This window comes from Bacillus sp. FSL K6-3458 (genome assembly GCF_038005045.1).
Taxonomy (GTDB): Bacteria; Bacillota; Bacilli; order Bacillales; family Bacillaceae; genus Bacillus; species Bacillus altitudinis.
In genome coordinates this window covers 412763-430120 of the sequence record NZ_JBBOSI010000001.1, presented here as the reverse complement: position 1 = coordinate 430120, position 17358 = coordinate 412763, and the positions used below count along the sequence as shown (strand labels likewise).

At 40.8% G+C, this 17358-nt stretch carries 17 protein-coding genes, 1 pseudogene and 1 riboswitch; of the genes and pseudogenes, 1 reads left to right on the top strand and 17 read right to left on the bottom strand.

All coding sequences use genetic code 11. The annotated features are described in order from the left end of the window. Positions 1-310: 310 nt before the first annotated feature. From licT to MHH23_RS02230, 9 genes are all read right to left on the bottom strand, one after another. Positions 311-1144 carry a BglG family transcription antiterminator LicT gene (gene licT, locus MHH23_RS02270; RefSeq protein ID WP_017368351.1) on the bottom strand — a complete coding sequence of 278 codons (834 nt, stop codon included), beginning with the start codon at positions 1142-1144 and terminating at the stop codon, positions 311-313. Between the two features lie 224 nt (positions 1145-1368). After that, positions 1369-2184, bottom strand: a complete 816-nt coding sequence (locus MHH23_RS02265) for a YwqG family protein (RefSeq protein ID WP_340958801.1) — start codon at positions 2182-2184, stop codon at positions 1369-1371. Positions 2185-2357: 173 nt separating this feature from the next. Then, positions 2358-2813, bottom strand: coding sequence for a methyl-accepting chemotaxis protein (locus MHH23_RS20105; protein WP_255201823.1), 456 nt, complete (start codon positions 2811-2813; stop codon positions 2358-2360). A gap of 533 nt (positions 2814-3346) precedes the next feature. Next, positions 3347-4081 (bottom strand): energy-coupling factor transporter transmembrane component T family protein, encoded by a 735-nt coding sequence (locus MHH23_RS02255; protein WP_340958799.1) that lies wholly within the window; start codon positions 4079-4081, stop codon positions 3347-3349. Further along, on the bottom strand, positions 4071-5669 hold the full coding sequence (locus tag MHH23_RS02250; protein ID WP_340958798.1) for an ABC transporter ATP-binding protein: 1599 nt from the start codon (positions 5667-5669) through the stop codon (positions 4071-4073). The genes MHH23_RS02255 and MHH23_RS02250 overlap by 11 nt, the downstream gene beginning before the upstream one ends. Continuing rightward, positions 5644-6243 (bottom strand): ECF transporter S component, encoded by a 600-nt coding sequence (locus MHH23_RS02245; RefSeq protein ID WP_019743666.1) that lies wholly within the window; start codon positions 6241-6243, stop codon positions 5644-5646. The genes MHH23_RS02250 and MHH23_RS02245 overlap by 26 nt, the downstream gene beginning before the upstream one ends. Continuing rightward, positions 6240-6926 (bottom strand): thiaminase II, encoded by a 687-nt coding sequence (gene tenA, locus MHH23_RS02240; protein WP_160757848.1) that lies wholly within the window; start codon positions 6924-6926, stop codon positions 6240-6242. Before tenA ends, MHH23_RS02245 begins: the two co-directional genes overlap by 4 nt. 87 nt (positions 6927-7013) lie before the next feature. After that, positions 7014-7117: riboswitch (TPP riboswitch) on the bottom strand. Between the two features lie 56 nt (positions 7118-7173). Further along, positions 7174-8301 carry a hypothetical protein gene (locus MHH23_RS02235; protein WP_340958796.1) on the bottom strand — a complete coding sequence of 376 codons (1128 nt, stop codon included), beginning with the start codon at positions 8299-8301 and terminating at the stop codon, positions 7174-7176. Positions 8302-8441: 140 nt separating this feature from the next. Then, positions 8442-9098, bottom strand: a complete 657-nt coding sequence (locus MHH23_RS02230) for a type 1 glutamine amidotransferase domain-containing protein (protein WP_017358640.1) — start codon at positions 9096-9098, stop codon at positions 8442-8444. Between the two features lie 227 nt (positions 9099-9325). Between MHH23_RS02230 and MHH23_RS02225 the strand changes: the two are divergent. Next, positions 9326-9517, top strand: a pseudogene (locus tag MHH23_RS02225) (hypothetical protein); the annotation flags it as partial. Between the two features lie 144 nt (positions 9518-9661). On the opposite strand, the gene MHH23_RS02220 reads toward MHH23_RS02225, so the two are convergent. From MHH23_RS02220 to MHH23_RS02185, 8 genes are all read right to left on the bottom strand, one after another. Continuing rightward, positions 9662-10033, bottom strand: coding sequence for a DUF1304 domain-containing protein (locus MHH23_RS02220; protein ID WP_007498006.1), 372 nt, complete (start codon positions 10031-10033; stop codon positions 9662-9664). Continuing rightward, a complete protein-coding gene (locus MHH23_RS02215) occupies positions 10030-10293 on the bottom strand; it encodes an ORF6C domain-containing protein (RefSeq protein WP_008345710.1) in 264 nt (87 codons plus the stop codon). Before MHH23_RS02215 ends, MHH23_RS02220 begins: the two co-directional genes overlap by 4 nt. 207 nt (positions 10294-10500) lie before the next feature. Continuing rightward, positions 10501-12882 (bottom strand): immune inhibitor A domain-containing protein, encoded by a 2382-nt coding sequence (locus MHH23_RS02210; protein ID WP_100324611.1) that lies wholly within the window; start codon positions 12880-12882, stop codon positions 10501-10503. A 189-nt stretch (positions 12883-13071) separates the two neighbouring features. Next, positions 13072-13365, bottom strand: a complete 294-nt coding sequence (locus tag MHH23_RS02205) for a putative quinol monooxygenase (RefSeq protein ID WP_008345714.1) — start codon at positions 13363-13365, stop codon at positions 13072-13074. Between the two features lie 25 nt (positions 13366-13390). Continuing rightward, complete coding sequence (locus MHH23_RS02200; protein WP_039164997.1) at positions 13391-14029, bottom strand: nitroreductase family protein; 639 nt, start codon at positions 14027-14029, stop codon at positions 13391-13393. Between the two features lie 13 nt (positions 14030-14042). Further along, positions 14043-14486 carry a MarR family winged helix-turn-helix transcriptional regulator gene (locus MHH23_RS02195; protein WP_045033720.1) on the bottom strand — a complete coding sequence of 148 codons (444 nt, stop codon included), beginning with the start codon at positions 14484-14486 and terminating at the stop codon, positions 14043-14045. A 351-nt stretch (positions 14487-14837) separates the two neighbouring features. Next, positions 14838-16139, bottom strand: coding sequence for a pyrimidine-nucleoside phosphorylase (locus tag MHH23_RS02190; protein WP_041091254.1), 1302 nt, complete (start codon positions 16137-16139; stop codon positions 14838-14840). 24 nt (positions 16140-16163) lie between these two features. Further along, entirely contained in the window at positions 16164-17345 is a 1182-nt protein-coding gene (locus MHH23_RS02185; RefSeq protein WP_017358632.1) for a NupC/NupG family nucleoside CNT transporter, read from the bottom strand. Positions 17346-17358: the final 13 nt, after the last annotated feature.

Sequence of the window (17358 nt, the reverse complement as noted above, 5' to 3'; positions counted from 1 at the left end):
TCGTTGATTTCATCTTGATATAGAAAAAACCTAAACATCCATTAATGCCCGAAAAATAGCGATTCAGACATTAATCGATATTTAGGTTTTGCCTGCTTAACCAGTAACAATCCTTCATAGCGATTGATCGTTATTCATTTTTATAAGCCTTTAGATACAAAAAAACCTAAATCATGCCTTATCAAAGATAGGGACAATGATTTAGGTTTTGCCTGCTTGACCAGTAACAATCCTAAAAGATTGTGGGTTATTGAGTTTATAGTTATAAATTAGCATGTTAATTTTGATATGTCAACGCTTTCTTTTTGATTTATTTTCTTTTTATGACTCGATCGATGTGTAAAGTTAAGTATAACATCTCATCTTCTATGAGACTTCGGTTGTATTCTTTTTGAACATAGTCATTAATTTTCTCCGCACATTGAAAAGCGGCTGTATTTTTTTCTTTTACGACTTCATACAGAAACTCATTTTGATTTTCCATTTGTGTTTCGTTAAACAGACGCTGTCCAAAAAACTTCAAATGCGTGACAAAACGGAAATAGTTTAATGATTCTTCGTCCAAATCAATTTGGAAATGATACTTTACGATGTTCAAAATATCTTGAATCAGTTTTGTAATTTGAATGACATTCGGCATTTCCTCATTCAGTTCTGCATTGACAATATGCATCGCAATAAAGCCTGCTTCATCCTCGGGAAGATGGATGTTGAGCTTGTCCTGTATGATCCGAATCGCTTCTACACCACACATGAATTCCTCTTTGTACAGCCGTTTGATTTCCCAAAGCAAGGCATTTTTAATGTCCATTCCTTTTTGATGACGTTCAATAGCAAAGGTAATATGATCCGTTAACGTGACATAGATGCTGTCATTTAAATTTTTGTTAAGGGTCGTTCTCGCGTGATCGATAATTGCCTCACACACTTGCATATACTCGATCGGAATATCATAAAGCAGGGTTTTGAATTTTTCTGATATATCTTTATTTTGAATGGAAAATACTTTTTCGATACGTTCTTCGTCAATCGGGTCTCCGCTTTTCTTTTGAAACGCAATCCCTCTGCCCATAATGACCAGCTCATGCTGCTCGTCATCATACGCACTGACCACATTATTGTTGATTACTTTCGAAATGATCAATTGATCCCCCCCAGTACATTCCGCTTTTTCGAGCATTTAATTGTTGATTGATATGTCATTTTATTATTATTTTCAAAAAAGAGGACTTTAAGATGATTTTACATTTTTTTTTGATACGGTCAACTAGAAAGAATGACATATTACCTCTCAGAAATGACGATTTAGGGGCAAAAAGGCTAAAAATAGACAAAAAACACTCTTCAAAAAGAGTGTTTTTTACAAAATTAGGAGCAATCCCAGTTATAGACGACATTTTCGAAATGTTTTCGTTTGAGGTCTTCTGGTTTGATAAAAAAGTTAGCAATGCCGCAGTCTCCCCACAACATGTCCACTTCATCATCTGAGTCAATTTGCAATAATAGCACAGTATGTTCTTGGTCTACATAGGTACGCGGGTCTTCTTGTGTAAAACCTGGGTATCCGCCAACTTTATGGCCAAAACCACTTGCTGTCTCATAAAATTCATCTAGCAATTGATCTGCTTCATCACCATCAATACCAACAGCATCTTCGAATAGATCCCAGCTTTGCTTTCCTGTGACTTTTTCAAAGCGGAAATCTCCTACACTGATCGTTTCGCTTGATAATTCACCTGTAATTGCACCTTCCTTCGTAACTGGAAAATAAAAATCGTCAGGAATTTTCACGAATGAAAAATCAGTCAATAAGTCTTCTTCAGCTAAGAAAGGTTCCTCAATAAATTTGATCGAAAAATCTTTTTGCTCTGTTTTTTGGTCAATATTCATCCCATAAAGATCATCATGTACAGAAATAAACACTTGCAAAAGTCCTGTTTCTGGGTAATCTTTCAGCTTTGGCAGCTGGCCGAAATTGATTTGTGCCAGCAGCTTCATAGGATGGCCTTCTCCATCAACGGGATATTCGTCGTTTTTTGGGAAATAAGGATCACCTGCTATTTTGCTGTCATATGGTCCTGTTTTTTTTTGTTTTATCTGTAATTGAATCAGTGGTTTTTCGGTTTGATCTAGCAATGGACGGTAAGGCGCAAGTACTTCTTGCAGCTTTGCTGATTGTGTCAAGATGGTCTTCCTCCTTATGAATAGGTCTAATGATCAAAACAGGTCTCTCTTTTTCTATCATACAGAAGTGTAACTTCCCTGTCAGTGAAAAACCCGTCAATATCGTGACAAAAAACTCACTTTAACACGTTAAAAAACCTCCGATACGGCTGGAGGTTTGGTGATTCGTTTATTTATTTCACTTGATAATTCACTAAGTCTGTTGCCAATGATTTCATCGTTTCGTTCGTTTCGTGCAGCCCCTCAATAATTTTTGTGAAAGTGCCAACGAGTTCTGCTTGATGTTCAGAAGAAGCCACGATTTGTGCTATTTCTTCTTCCATTCCTTTGATAGAGCCTTGCACATCTTTTAGCGCTGTTTCAATATCAGTCGTTGCTTGCTTCGCGTGAGTAGACAGCTTTCTCACTTCTGTAGCAACCACCCCAAAGCCTGCTCCTGCTTCACCTACTCTTGCAGCCTCAATGGATGCATTGAGTCCAAGTAAGTTCGTTTGATCAGAGATACCTTTGATGAGATTAGACACTTGGTTGATTTTAGAGGAATTTTCGACAGTGGTTTTTGTATTTTGTAGAATTTGTTCACTTGTCGCTTGTAGTTCCTCTGAATGTGCAGCCACTTGCTGTACCATCGCGACTAGTTTTTCGGAAGCATCGTTACTTTCCGTCATAATGTGTTCTAATCGTTGTTGATTCGTTTGGTCATATGCTACACAGAAGGCAGCGATCACTTGACCATTGTCATCTTTAATCGGGACGGCGACGATGTCCATAGGAATTCCGTACACCTCTTTAGGAATCTGGATAAACGATGGCTCTCTCCCATTTTTCAACATTGAAAAGTTTTGGAACCCGGGAGCTACAACATCCCCAGCTTTAAACCCTAAGTCAATGTTCCCGTGCTGCTGATAATAAAGAACCTTCTCTTTCCCTAATACAGAAAAGGTTAGCTGCTCTCTCATAGCTAGTCCAACGATTGGTAAAGCGTCTATTATGTTATCAATTCTCTGTGACATTCGCTCACGTTCATCCTCTCTTTTTCTCAGTACACTCTCTTTATCGGTTCTTTATATGATCTATTACAGCCTGCAATGTGTACTAATATCAACCAAATGACCTAAGATATATAAAACAGCCACATTCTATCAAGAGAATGTGGCTGTTTTTAAAAGAAGAAGATGCATATCAACACACTAATGACGATGAAAAAAAGATACATGCAGTCGATCCATGACGTGCTGATGACATGATAATACGTTCTCTCCCTCGTCCCTGTGAAGCCTCTTGCTTCCATCGCAATGGCTAGTCGTTCAGATTTCCGTACGCCTTGCGTGAAAAGAGGGAGTGCATAACGTATAAAGGCTTTCCAACTGTTTTTTTGCTTGTAACCTCTAATTTTATGTGCAGCCTTCATTTGCTTCAATTCACTTTGAAACAACGGGATAAACCGGAAGCCTGCCAGCATCCCATATGCCCATTTGGGTGACATTCGGCATTGATGGATTAAGCTCATCATAAAGGCCGTCAAATCAGTTGTTGATGTAAAAAGGAGACCAAATGTCACAAACCCAAGCATTCTAAAAGAAATGGTCAGCCCATTTCTTAAACTCTCCTCTGTGATATGAAACCATGCCCACTTCCAAACTGTATGATCTCCCTTGCCAAAGGCCGCGATCATCCAAAACACGAGAATGAAAAAGAGCAGATAAGGTACAAGTCTGGTGATGAGGAATTTCAAATTCCAGCCGCCTAGGACAAGTCCAATTCCAAGTGCAAACAGCCAGATGATGAACGTCGTTTTAGGATCAGAAATCGCCATCAGACAGCACATCGCAAGGAGATGGGCGAGTAATTTCATGACTGGATTTACAGTGGATAGAAAGGAGTGATTACTTTGCAATCGTCATCACTTCCTTTCTTTCAGCCATATAGCGATAATGTAACGGCACTCTCAGCTCACAGGAAGTGACAAGTTCCTGATGAGAAAATAAATCAAAAGGCGTACCATCATAAACATGCTCCCCTTGATGAAAAACAAGCACCTGATCAGCGCACTCATCAACGAGTTCCATATCATGTGTGACCATGATAATAGTGGTGCCTTGTCGTTGACGTTCTTTTAAACGCCGGATTAACTCCCTCGCCGTTTTCTCATCCTGCCCGAAGGTCGGCTCATCTAAAATGAGTACATCCTGATCAAAAAGAAGCATCGTGGCAACACTTAATCTTCTTTTTTGTCCTAAGCTTAAGGTGAAAGGATGCGCATCTCTATGCTTCTCTAGGCCGAACTCTACCAATAGCTGATTCGTTTTTTCTTGCACAACAGGCTCTGGCCAATTTCGCTGTCTCCCACCAAATGCGATTTCATCAAACACTGTGTCCTGTATAAATTGAAGTTCTGGATTTTGAAATACAAAGCCTGCTTTTTCATATAATGTTCGGTCAGACCACTTTTTCAGGTGTTTTCCTTTTAAGAAAATGTGACCTTTCTTTATTGGTTCTAAACGGATGACATGTTTAAGAAACGTACTTTTTCCGCTGCCATTTTCACCGATGATCGCAACCCAATCTCCTGCTTTTATATTAAGGTGCAGGTCATCTATAATGCTTTTTTTCCCGTAGCTTAATTGTAGATGATCTGTGCGAATAATGACCTCTCGATCTGTTGATGACAATTTCTCATGACGTTCTTTTCTCGCCTCAAAGGTTTGCAAGAGTGTTTGACTCAGTGGATGAAACGGATCTTGTAAGACATTGGACCATTTCTCGGGAAATATTTTCGGACGCCAAATGCCGGCCTCTTTCATTTCTCCCTCAAATGTGTTCATCACGTCTTTTGGCGTTCCATCTGCTATGATACGGCCTTGATGATCTAATAAGATCACCCGATCCATCCACTCGATGACACCGTCTAACACATGCTCCACAAAAATCATCGTCTGATTCTGTTCAGCCGAAAGCTGCTGAAGTAATTGAAATATCTCCATTCTTCCTGCTGGATCAAGCTGTGCTGTCGGTTCATCAAAGAACAGGACATCTGGCTCTAATGCTAGTAAACATGCAAGCGCCAACCGCTGCTTCATTCCGCCAGATAAGGTATGAATATCTGTATTTGGGTCGACATCCAGCTGTACCTTTTTCATGAGATGCTGAATCATGTCATCCATTTGTTCTCGAGGGACAGATCGATTCTCTAAGCTAAACGCAATTTCTTCATTGACTCGGTGCATACAAAACTGCGAATCTGGGTCTTGAAACATGACACCAGTATGCCTTTGCCGCATCACTTCTCCCTGTACTTCAGCTTCCATATGCTCTGGAATAATGCCAGCAAGCACAGAAATCAGCGTAGATTTCCCGCTTCCACTTGGTCCTAATATCAGCACCTTTTCCCCCTTTTGAATAGAAAGAGATACTTGATGAAGAACGGGATTCGGCTGTTCATAAAAACGGACAGTGAGATTACTGCACGCGAGAAATGAATCCATGCTGGTCACCCTTACTTCGTTTTTCTTTCATGATGGCATATTGATTCAGCACACCCGTTTTAGATAAAGCATCCACCACAACCTTTGCCAAGCAACCGCCGAGTAACATACCGCTGATGACTTGAGTGACAAGTGTCATGAGTAACACTTGAGGCGTGTAATAGCCGAATCCATTGGCAATGAGGCTATATGCCATTGCCCCTACTGCTGCAAAGGCACCAGACAACATGAGTGTCCACATGCGATATCGCTTATAGCCAAAAAGAGCGAAGGCGATTTCTGCTCCAAGTCCTTGGCATACACCAATCAAAAGCGCAGAAAGACCGAAGTGGCTGCCTGTCAGTAATTCCACGGCAGCGGCAGCTGTTTCTGCGATGAGGGCAGCACCAGGCTTTTGGATAATGTAAGCAACGATTGGACTGGCAATGACCCAAATTCCGAACATGATGTTGCCTCCTGCTGGACCGACAAGGGCTGTAATCGGTAAATAAAGAGTCGACCACCCTAAATAGATAACTCCGCATGCCACTGATAAAATGACAGCAAGAACGACTTCTTTCATCTTCCATGTCATGAAGAATGCACCTCCATTTGGACAGGCCACTCTTCGACAGTAAAGGCCATTTCCCAGAATTTATACTCAAGCTGACAGCTTAAGATGAAGTGCTGTTTCATTTTCTCCTTTTCCTTCTCACTTGCTCCTTCCGCCCACTGATCAAGCCGTTTGCAAAGCTCCACTGTAACAGAGTCCGTTAACCCGCCATAAAACGTGATCCACTCATAGAATGGATGGGCAGGATCGGGCTCAACATCTTTAAGCATTCGTTTGCCTATTTCCCAATAGGTCCAAGGGCAAGGGAGCAAAACCGCAATGATTTCTCCTAGCGTCCCTTCCTTTGCGACTTGCAGCATGTGATGAATATAGTGATGGGCACTTGGCGCCAAAGACGCACCTTGCAGTTCATCATAAGCGACACCTGCCACTCGGCAAAGGTTTTGATGAGGATGTGTCTCACTATCAAGGACAAAAGCCATTTGTTGATGGAAAAAGGTAATGTCCTCTCTGTCTGTACATCTGCTGATGGCTGCCGCATAAATTTTAATAAAGGCATTTAAATATTCTGCATCCTGTTTGACATAATGAATGATCTGTTCCTTTTCGAGTTCTCCTGCTGCGAGTCCTCTCACAAACGGATGCTGATAAATCGCTTCAAATAATGGTTCTGCTTCTTGCCTTAATTGGGTTGAAAATGTCATAAAAAAAGCCTCCTCTTTTACAGTTGAATAAATGAAAAAGCCACCCCAAATGGAGCGGCCTTCTTATCGATTCAATCATGAATAAGACAAGGTCCAGCTCCACTTCCCTCCGCTAGTACAAACTAGATCAGGTTCAAAGGGTCCAAGATTTCCTCTTGTCTCAGTCATACATGACTCCCCTAGTGGACTTTTGTCATTTAATTATCTTTACTCTACACATGTGGCGATTTGATGTCAACCGCCGATCTTAATTCAATGTATTGATCGTTGGCAGCTTCTCGATCCCTGCTGCATAGTAGAAATTAAGGACACTGAAGAAATCAATTGGCTTTCCTGTCTTTAAATCAACAGCCAAAATATGATCGCCGTAATTTGTCAGGTCATCAATGTCTAAACGCCTTGGCGTTGTCTTTCCGAGAGTATCAACAAAGCTGCTATGGTAGTACTGCCCACTAGCAAACGATGATTCATGATACATAAATAATGTCTCCACATCTAAGTAGACAAGAATGGCCTCAGAGGAACTCGCGTATGGAGCAGAGTACGATACTGGTGCCGAAATACTCTTCACTTTTACACTGTCAACAGAATGCGTTCTCTGTTGATATTTTCCATCATATGAGAAATAAAATACACGCTCCCATTTATAATCAGCGGTCTTAGATTGTTTGTTATATACTTTTGTACCATTTGCGAAAACATCCCCATTGGCATACGAAGCAACAAAGTATTGCAATGTTGATGACAGGGATTCAGCACCTGTGAAATTTGGTGGGTTTTTTGCATTCACCTGTAATGTATATGAGTCTCCAAAGTCTCCACCGCTAGTAATACCAAACGCATAATCACCCGCTGGTAAATTGCTTAACGCAAGCAGACTGCCTGCCGGTTGAATCAGATCCGTTGGATAAGCTTGTCCTTCTTCATAATCAATAACAAATAACTGAACGAAATAATCAGCATTTGGAGAGATAATCCGGCTGATGAGCGCCTGAGGGGACGATGTACTTAAGAACCATAAATCAACTGGATCTTCCTCGTTTAAAACTGCCGATTGATTAATGGCTAGTCCATCAATAGAGCGAACGGCAGACGTGCGCATCTTTCCATCTGCAGCCGCTTTTCGTTTAATACTTATTCCCTTTTTCTTATCTACTTTAAATGATTTTTTTACTTCCTTCTGTTGAACCGCAGTCCCTTTATCCTGCTTTTCAAACGACTCTTGCACTTGCTGAATGGCTTTTTCAGTCAATGGCGATACTTTTTCACTTGATTTTGGTGCATCTTCTGCTTTGATTGCTGGTGAAAATAAACCTGTTGTGACCAATAAAATAGACAGTAAGGCGGCGGTGATTTTGACATAAATTGCTCTCACAGGAACATCCCCTTTTCCCTAATTTGGGTTTTTTACCCTGTGATTATTTTACCATTTTTCTAATACTTGTTTTGGACTTTTTAGGAAATTTTTATAACAAAAAACCAGCCGTATGAGTCACGACTGGTTTATTTGATGATTTATGCAATGGTTTTGACAAATAAACGTGCTGTTTCTGCACTTGATCCTGGATTTTGTCCAGTAATGATTTGTCCGTCTACAACGGCGAATGGCGCAAATGCATCGCCTTTTTCAAATGCTGCCCCTTGCTCGCGAAGTTTTGTTTCCAATAAAAATGGAACTTTAGATGTCAATTGAACAGCATCCTCTTCCTCATTTGTGAATCCTGTTATTTTCTTGCCGTCGATAAATGATTTTCCATCACGATCCTTCACATCAACAAAGGCAGAAACGCCATGGCAAACTGCCCCAACGGCTCCATTTTTGTCTGAAATCGCTAAGATCGCATCGGCAACCAATTGATTGGACGCAAAGTCGATCATTGGGCCATGTCCTCCAGCAAAGAAAATGCCATCATACTCAGCTGGGTTTACATCGGTCAGTGCCTTTGTGTCTTGAAGTAATTCATACACATCTTGATATTGTGCTGGAACTCCTTCAGGAATTGAATTTTTATCGATCGGTACTGTTCCACCTTTTATTGAAACAATTTGCACGTTGAGTCCATTTTCTTTAAAAATATGAAATGGCTCGGCCAATTCTTCTAGCCATAAGCCTGTTGGGTGTCCGTTCATTTCTGAGCTGCTTGTTGATACTAATAAAACGTTCTTGCTCAACTTTATCATCCTTTCTATTTATCATGTGACTATTTTATATTTTGCACAATTAAACATCAAGCAATCAGACTTGGATACAACTCTTTATGTTATACCCGATTTTTTAAAAAATATAGCCTCACTTCAAATCTAATCATTCTGTCACATTCTATTGACAGGGAATTTCATGTAAAATTGTGATGAAATGATATAATATGAGAAACAATTGACAGACCTCTTGCGCTAGAGGGAATTTAAAAGGAGTGGAAAAAGAGATGAAAACCTATTCGATTGTGATGATTATCATCACGCTCTGTATCATATTGGCTGTCTTTTTAATGAATCTTACGGGCGTCATGTATGGAAAAATCATATTGGCTGTCGCTGTTGCCCTTTGTCTTACGTCCATTATTCGTTTGATGGGAATGCGTAAAAGATAAAAGCCGCCCTCTAGGGCGGCTTTACCGTGTAGACAAACCCCTCGCATTCAGTGTCAGTCCTGCGCTTCGGTGCTCACCAATGTCAAATTCACTCCGATGCTCGTCCTTCCTAAACTGCAAAGGTTTTCTATCACGCTGATAGGATTATATAGCCAGGATAAGTGCAATTAATGCAAGAAACGCTGGTAACCCTTGTTTGATGATAATCGATTTATTAGACGTCACACCGCCAAATACTGCTGCGATGAACACACAAAGAACGAAAAATAGCTGAATCATATATCCTACGGTATTCGAACCAAGAATGAGCCCCCAAATGAGTCCAGCAGCTAGAAAGCCATTGTATAGCCCTTGATTAGCAAACATCACTTTCACATTTGGATCCTTTTGTAAGTGTTCAGGCAGATTGAAAGATCTTTTCGCCATTTTTGATTCCATAAAAAACATTTCTAGTAACATGATGACAATGTGCTCTAAAGCGACAATTCCTACTAAAATCATTGCTAAAATATTCAATTTAGTGAATTCCTTTCTGATAGACGGTCTCGTATTTGTATTTTGTCCGTGTATAAATCAAAGTCTTGGATTAGCTCTAACGCCTCATGAAAACGACTTTGTGGAATGTCTTTCATTTTTCTTACACCAAATTCCTTTTTAATAAAAGCCATGATGGTATTAATATGAAGCTTACCGTGGCCATCATACTCTAAATGGCTGCAAAAAGTCTGCATCGTCCCTCGAATCACCTTTAATTGCTTGGCAGTGACACAACTCATTGGTAACGCTCATCCTTTCTTGGTTTTTTAACAACTAAAAAGAACATTGAATGAAAGAAAAACCTTCCAATCTCTATTATATAATGGTTTCATTCGGATATCAAAATAAAAAAGAACAAACATTCGATCAAAGACGAGTCATACGCTAAAAATCCATGTCTTAACGTATCAAAAAGCCGGATTCATGGATAGAATCCGGCTTTTTGTTTAGTTGCTTTTAGAAATTAATACCTTTCCAACAGAACGGTCCTTACTTTGTCCGACGACTTTAAAGGATAGGCCGTATGTTGGCACATCACGTCCTGCATCCGGGTTATTTGGATTCACATAGTTCTTTTTATCACTAAATGTACGCGTTGGGCGGATATAGCGATCCTCTAAGGTTAAGCCTGTTGTCGCTGTATAATCAATATTCAGCTTCGTGCTTGGATTCAAAGAGAATGCTGCATCATGTACTTGGAAACCTGTCGCTGCAATAGAGCCGTCACTCCATTTCAACACTTGTTGATCTGCATCTACGACTCCAAGGAAGCCGTTCCCTGGATGTTTTCCAACCCAGTTATCACTGTACGATTGATCGACGTACCACACGACCAAACCGTTATTATAGCTCATCAGACTTGCTCCTCGTTTGATATGCTTTAAGCCTTTATCGACATCAGCATAAGAGCGCCATTCTAGTAAATAATACTGAGCGGCATATTGTTTTCCATTAGATTGAGAGAATCCATTAAAAGTGAACGTGGACGTTCCCTCGGCATCATCTGACCACACTTTTGCTCCATCTGCTGTAATCTTTAGATCATCTACAAATAAACCTGGCAGTGAATATCCTGCATCGGTTGTATAGCGGAATTGCAGATCGATCTTCTTCCCTGCATAAGCAGAAAGGTCAAAAGATGCATCTACCCATCCATCTGATTTTCCATCGATGCCATTGCCTTCATTCGCTCCTGCCTCATTTCGATCATTCGTAATATTACCAGCAATGGTTGTCCATTTGTCTGTCCCAGTTTCACGAACTTCTACATACGCATAGTCATAATCTTCTTCGATATCGTACCATGCTTTAAACGTAAGCTCGGCTTTGCTTCCCTTCGACAAATCAATCCCTGATGTCGTCATGGTAGCATTCAAATTGTCACCTGTTCCGCTGAAGTATGAATATTGCCCTTGTGCAGGCTGAGTGACCACAATCTCTTTATCTGGCAAATCGACTCGAACCGCATCATGGTTGGTTCCTTTTGTTGCTGCTTCATCGATTAAAACTGTTTTGCTTTTTGTTAATGTCTTACCATCAATGGTTTTTCCAGAAAGCCAGTTGCCGCCATGCAAGTTTTGAAGCATTTCTTTTGCATATGGACTAAAACCTGTTGGTTCCGTACCAGGTACTTTACCTGCCCAACTTCCGCTTGACATGATAGACCAATAAGAAACGGGCTCTCCTCTGCCTGTGTATTGTGTATCGTACTCATCAGGCAGACCAAGATCATGTCCAAATTCATGTGTGAACACGCCTGCTGCGCCATCTTCAGGCTCAATCGTATAATCTAGAGCGCCTAACTTTCCGCCTTGACCCACTTCTGATTCAGTGTTTGGAATCTCAAATACATCACCAAGTGACCAGCGATGCGACCAAATCGCGTCAGAGCCAAGCTGTCCGCCGCCAGCTTCTTCACCTACGCCAGCGTGTACAACCATGAGGTGGTCAATGATACCGTCCGGCTCATTATAAACACCGTCTCCATCCATATCATAGCGGTCCCATTGATCATATTCACCAAGGTCAATGTTTGGATCCTTTGCCGCTGCTTCGAGGGCTTCTTTCACCAATTCGCGCGGTCTGCCGTCACTGCCTGATTCGTCTGGTACGTTCCCGCCATAATATGCTGCTTCATGCTTGGCTGTATACCATCCAGCTACTGTTCCACTAATCGTGTAGCTTCCACCGGACTGCTTTTCATAATACTGCTTCATAGATACTTTTCTTTTACCATCTGGACCGATGTAGCCATTTTTTCCGAAAAGCATGTCTTGGTAGTGCTGCTGATCGTACTTGTCATAGTACATATCAGTCTCTTCTTTTTTAATACTATTATGCTTATAATCTTTAAAATCTACTAATAAGACCAAAACTTTATCATTACGGACGTCGCCTTTATATTTTTCCTTTTTCACCGGCTTTACTTGATTGCCTTCTTTTCCTTTATGCTTCTTTAACTTTTTCTTTTTGGCTAGTTTATTATGTACATTTTGTTTGTATTCTTTTAGGAATTCAGGTTCTTCTGTTAAGGTACTTGCGCTTTGTTTCATCGCTGCTTCTTCTTTTTTCTTTAAGTAGTTCTTTAATGCTTTTTGGGTTTCTGCCTCATTGGCATTCTTTTTGATCTTTCCTTGTTTTTTCAAGGCTTTGATGAGGCGGTCTTCATTGACAACACTTGCGTCGAATGGAATACCTGAATAATGACCACCATCTGAGGATGTTGACTTTTCTGAGGTGTGGGCAGATAGAGGGGTGCTGAAAGCTGTCAATGTGCCTAAACTGAGGACAGCTGTTAGTGCGATGCTCGTCCATTTCCCTTTTTTCATATTGGTTCCTCCCTAATTTGGTAATAAATAATATCTAATTCTAGCATATTCCAATATACTTAAGTCGAAAAACATTTTATTTTCAGAAACTTTGTGGAAAATGCACAATACGAGATTGAAATAGGTGGAACGAATTGTCGAAAATAAAAGAACCCTAGGCTATAAATGCCTAGGGTGTTTGTTGTTTTTCTATGAAAGCTGCTCTCCTTGATATGCAACAACATCAAGTGGAGCGGCTAAAAATTCTTTTGCCTTTGCGACGAAAGCTTGGAAATGTGCACTTGCATTATGGCTTTGAACCGCTGCTTCATCTTTCCACACTTCTACCATTAAAAAGGTGTTTTCTTTCTCTGTATCCTTGAAAAGCTTGTAGGACACATTGCCTGCTTCTTCCTGTGAAGCTTTCATTAAACCGTTGATTTCTTCTAGAAATACGTTTTCTTTCTCTGGATGAATGGTCATCCCTGCATGAATAATAATCATATGATCGTCTCCCTTTTTTTAAAAATTATTTCCACTCTGTGATGCGTTCAATCGGTAAACGGTAAGAAGCATAACCTTCGTCAGCTGCTTTCCCAATGGATAGAAGCATAACTGGTACATAGCGCTCTTTATCCCAGCCGAATGTTTCAGCGATGACTTCTTTGTCATATCCGCCAATTGGGTTTGTATCATAGCCATGCGCACGAGCAGCAAGCATCAGCTGCATTGACACAAGTCCACCGTCAATTAAGATCGTTTCACGATTCACTTGCTCTGGAAGAGCTTCAAAATGTGCAGTTAATGCAGCAATTTGTCTTTCTTTTACTTCCTGCGGCATGTAGCCATTTTCTACTGCTTTTGAATAAATTTCTTCTAAGTATTCATTGTTTTTCATATCTGCAAACACAGCGATGACAGCTGATGATGTAGCTACTTGTGTTTGGTTGAATTTTGCGAGTGGTGCGAGCTTTTCTTTTCCTTCTGGGCTGTCAATGACCATGAAGCGCCAAGGCTGTGCATTCACTGATGATGGTGCTGTTGTTGCCTCTTCTAAAATCTCCGTCATTTCTTCTTTGCTAATTTTCACTGCTGGATCATAGTTACGAATGGAGCGGCGCCCTTTCATAATATCCATAAAATCGTTTGTTTTTAATGTTGTAGCCATGTGTAACACTCCTTTAGGTTGTTTGAATCTTCTCGATGTTTTGTTGTATACGGATGAGCACATCAGTGAGAAGCTTTCGTTCTTCATCACTTACGTTTTCAAGCATTTCTGAGATAAATCGTTCTTTTTCTTTTTTAGAAGCTTCGATTCTTGTTCTGCCTTCATCTGTCAGACGAACAAGCGTGACTCGATTATCTTCCGGCTTTCTTCTTCGCGTGACCATTCCTTTTGTTTCTAACTGTTTTAAGTGACGCGTCACAGCCGCACTATCAATATTTACTTTTTTCTGCAAATCGGATTGGCTGATTTCGTCGGCTTGGAATAACAGTGATAGCAACTCCAGTCTTGATTGGCTGATGCCCGTGCAAGCTTCGAACTTCACACCCATCATACGGTTCACGCACTGCAAACGATATAATACCTCTGCTTCTTCAGAGCAAAATGCAGTCAATGCCATCCCCTCTTTTCTATTCAGATCAATTAGTTGATATATCAATCATTGACTCGTCAACTAATATACACCCATTGTTTCATGATTGCAAGAGGTTTGTTTCATAAAGTGAAATTTTTTATTTCAATAAAAAAACGAGCTGTACGCTCGCATTAAGAACTTGGTGTCGATGTTGGTCCCACATAGTAGCTGATAAATCCAATGATCATCAAGACTACAAAAATAAAGAGAATGAGTTTGAGCATTCTCATGGTTTATCCCCTCCCACTCATCTAACTTATCATATCTAGAAGAAGCGCTACCTAAAATTTACATAAAAAAAGACAAAAGCGATTCATCACTTTTGTCTTCTTCTCTTTATTCTGTAATCACTGTATGAATCAAAGTCGGAGCATCAGCATGGTCAGCGATGCGGATGTTGTCATAAATTTTCTCCATGACATTCGCTACATCCTCACGATTTGCATGCAGCGTCACGAGAGATTCGCCTTTTTCTACACGATCGCCTACTTTTTTGTTGAGCATGATGCCAACAGATAGATCGATATCGTCTTCTTTTGTTGCACGTCCTGCTCCAAGAATCATCGCTGCAACACCGATTTCGTCTGCGACGATTTCAGCGATCACACCTGATTCTTTTGCCGGCACTTCGATTTGATAAGGTGCTTGTGGCAATTTTTCCGGTTGATCTACAATCGAGCCGTCTCCACCTTGGTTTTCTAAAAATTCCTTGAATTTCTCAAGTGCTTTGCCGTTTTTCATGACTTCAATTAGCTTTTCTCTTGCTTCATCAAGTGTCTCTGCTTTTTTCGCAAGAACGACCATTTGACTTCCTAATGTGAGCACAAGCTCGTTTAAGTCTTCAGGGCCTTCGCCTTTAAGCGTGTCAATCGCCTCTTTCACTTCAAGGGAATTTCCAATCGCTAATCCTAGCGGCTGAGACATGTCTGAGATGACAGCCATCGTTTGTCTGCCAACATTATTTCCGATACGAACCATTGCTTTTGCAAGCTTCTCAGAGTCTTCAGGTGTTTTCATGAAAGCACCTGCACCTGTTTTTACATCTAGTACAATGGCATCTGCGCCAGCAGCGATTTTCTTACTCATAATCGAGCTTGCAATGAGCGGGATTGAGTTAACAGTTCCTGTTACATCACGAAGGGCATACAGTTTTTTATCAGCAGGTGTCAGGTTGCCTGATTGTCCAATGACCGCTACTTTATGACGGTTCACCAGCTCGATGAACTCGTCTTTTGTAATTTCAACATGGAAGCCTTTGACTGCCTCTAGCTTGTCGACTGTTCCACCCGTATGTCCAAGACCACGCCCAGACATTTTTGCAACAGGCACATCAAGTGCTGCAACAAGAGGAGCGAGTACAAGCGTTGTTGTATCGCCTACACCACCTGTTGAATGCTTGTCTACTTTAATACCTTCGATAGCAGACAGGTCAATTGTGTCCCCTGAGTTTGCCATAGCGAGTGTTAAATCTGCACGTTCTTGATCCGTCATATCTTGGAAGAAAATCGCCATCGCCAAGGCACTTGCTTGGTAGTCAGGAATTGTTCCGTCCGTATAACCTTTGACAAAGAAAGAAATTTCCTCTGAAGATAATTCTTTTCCGTCACGTTTTTTCGCAATGATATCTACCATTCTCATTGTTTTCACCATTCCTTTTTTAGTTTAGTAAATCAAACCGACAACGCCTGCTGTTAAGAAGCTGACGAGTGTTGCACCGAATAACAGCTTTAATCCAAAGCGTGCGACAACGTTTCCTTGTTTTTCATTTAAGCCTTTCACTGCTCCAGCAATGATACCGATAGACGAGAAGTTCGCAAATGACACAAGGAATACAGAAATGATCGCTTCTGTACGAGCAGTGAAATGAAGACCGTCGCCAGATAGAGCAAGCATCGCTACAAATTCGTTAGATACCATTTTGGTCGCCATAATACTTCCTGCTTGTACCGCTTCACTCCAAGGTACACCAACAAGGAAAGCAAATGGTGCAAACACATATCCAAGTACATCTTGGAAAGAAACACCGATGGCAGCTGTGAAAATGCCATTAATCATCGCAATTAATGCAACGAATCCAATCAACATCGCAGCCACAACAATGGCTACTTTGAAACCATCCATAATGTATTCGCCGAGCATTTCGAAGAAAGATTGTCTTTCTTCTTCTACGACTTCAAGCATGTCTTCGTCTTTAGACACTTCATATGGATTGATGATAGACGCAATAATAAATCCACCAAATAGGTTCAGCACAAGTGCTGTAACAACGTACTCCGGTTTAATCATTTGCATATACGCACCGACAATGGACATTGATACAGTCGACATCGCAGATGCACACAATGTATAAAGACGCTGTTGAGGTAATAATCCAAGCTGCTTCTTAATGGAAATGAACACTTCGGATTGACCCAAAATCGCTGACGCTACGGCGTTGTAAGATTCTAGTTTCCCCATTCCATTGACTTTACTAAGCAAATACCCAATTCCGCGTACGATCAGCGGAAGGATACGCCAATGCTGCAGGATACCAATCAAGGCAGAAATGAAGACGATCGGCAGCAAGACATTGATAAAGAAAGTTGACGCATTATCATTCATTAAACCGCCAAATACGAAGTTGATCCCTTCACCAGCATAGCCTAGAAGCATTTGGAATCCTTTTGCAAAGCCCCCGACTAGGAAGTTCCCAACACCTGTATTGAGCAGAATATAACCTAAAATAAATTGCAGTACAATCATGACAATGACTGGACGGAATTTCACTCGCTTTTTCCCGTTACTTGCCAGCCATGCAATGGCGAGAATCACCAGCAAACCGATAATACCAATGACGTATTTCATGTTTTTCCTCCTT

What these genes read in the sequence shown, in the direction of transcription:
- MHH23_RS02215 (WP_008345710.1), bottom strand. Translation starts at nt 10,293, where the DNA reads ATGAGTTGTGTCACTGCCAAGCAATTAAAGGTGATTCGAGGGACGATG.
- MHH23_RS02210 (WP_100324611.1), bottom strand. Translation starts at nt 12,882, where the DNA reads ATGAAAAAAGGGAAATGGACGAGCATCGCACTAACAGCTGTCCTCAGT.
- MHH23_RS02250 (WP_340958798.1), bottom strand. Translation starts at nt 5,669, where the DNA reads ATGGATTCATTTCTCGCGTGCAGTAATCTCACTGTCCGTTTTTATGAA.
- MHH23_RS02190 (WP_041091254.1), bottom strand. Translation starts at nt 16,139, where the DNA reads ATGAGAATGGTAGATATCATTGCGAAAAAACGTGACGGAAAAGAATTA.
- MHH23_RS02245 (WP_019743666.1), bottom strand. Translation starts at nt 6,243, where the DNA reads ATGACATGGAAGATGAAAGAAGTCGTTCTTGCTGTCATTTTATCAGTG.
- MHH23_RS02200 (WP_039164997.1), bottom strand. Translation starts at nt 14,029, where the DNA reads ATGGCTACAACATTAAAAACAAACGATTTTATGGATATTATGAAAGGG.
- tenA (WP_160757848.1), bottom strand. Translation starts at nt 6,926, where the DNA reads ATGACATTTTCAACCCAATTAAGGCAAGAAGCAGAACCATTATTTGAA.
- MHH23_RS20105 (WP_255201823.1), bottom strand. Translation starts at nt 2,813, where the DNA reads ATGGTACAGCAAGTGGCTGCACATTCAGAGGAACTACAAGCGACAAGT.
- MHH23_RS02185 (WP_017358632.1), bottom strand. Translation starts at nt 17,345, where the DNA reads ATGAAATACGTCATTGGTATTATCGGTTTGCTGGTGATTCTCGCCATT.
- MHH23_RS02195 (WP_045033720.1), bottom strand. Translation starts at nt 14,486, where the DNA reads ATGGCATTGACTGCATTTTGCTCTGAAGAAGCAGAGGTATTATATCGT.
- MHH23_RS02205 (WP_008345714.1), bottom strand. Translation starts at nt 13,365, where the DNA reads ATGATTATTATTCATGCAGGGATGACCATTCATCCAGAGAAAGAAAAC.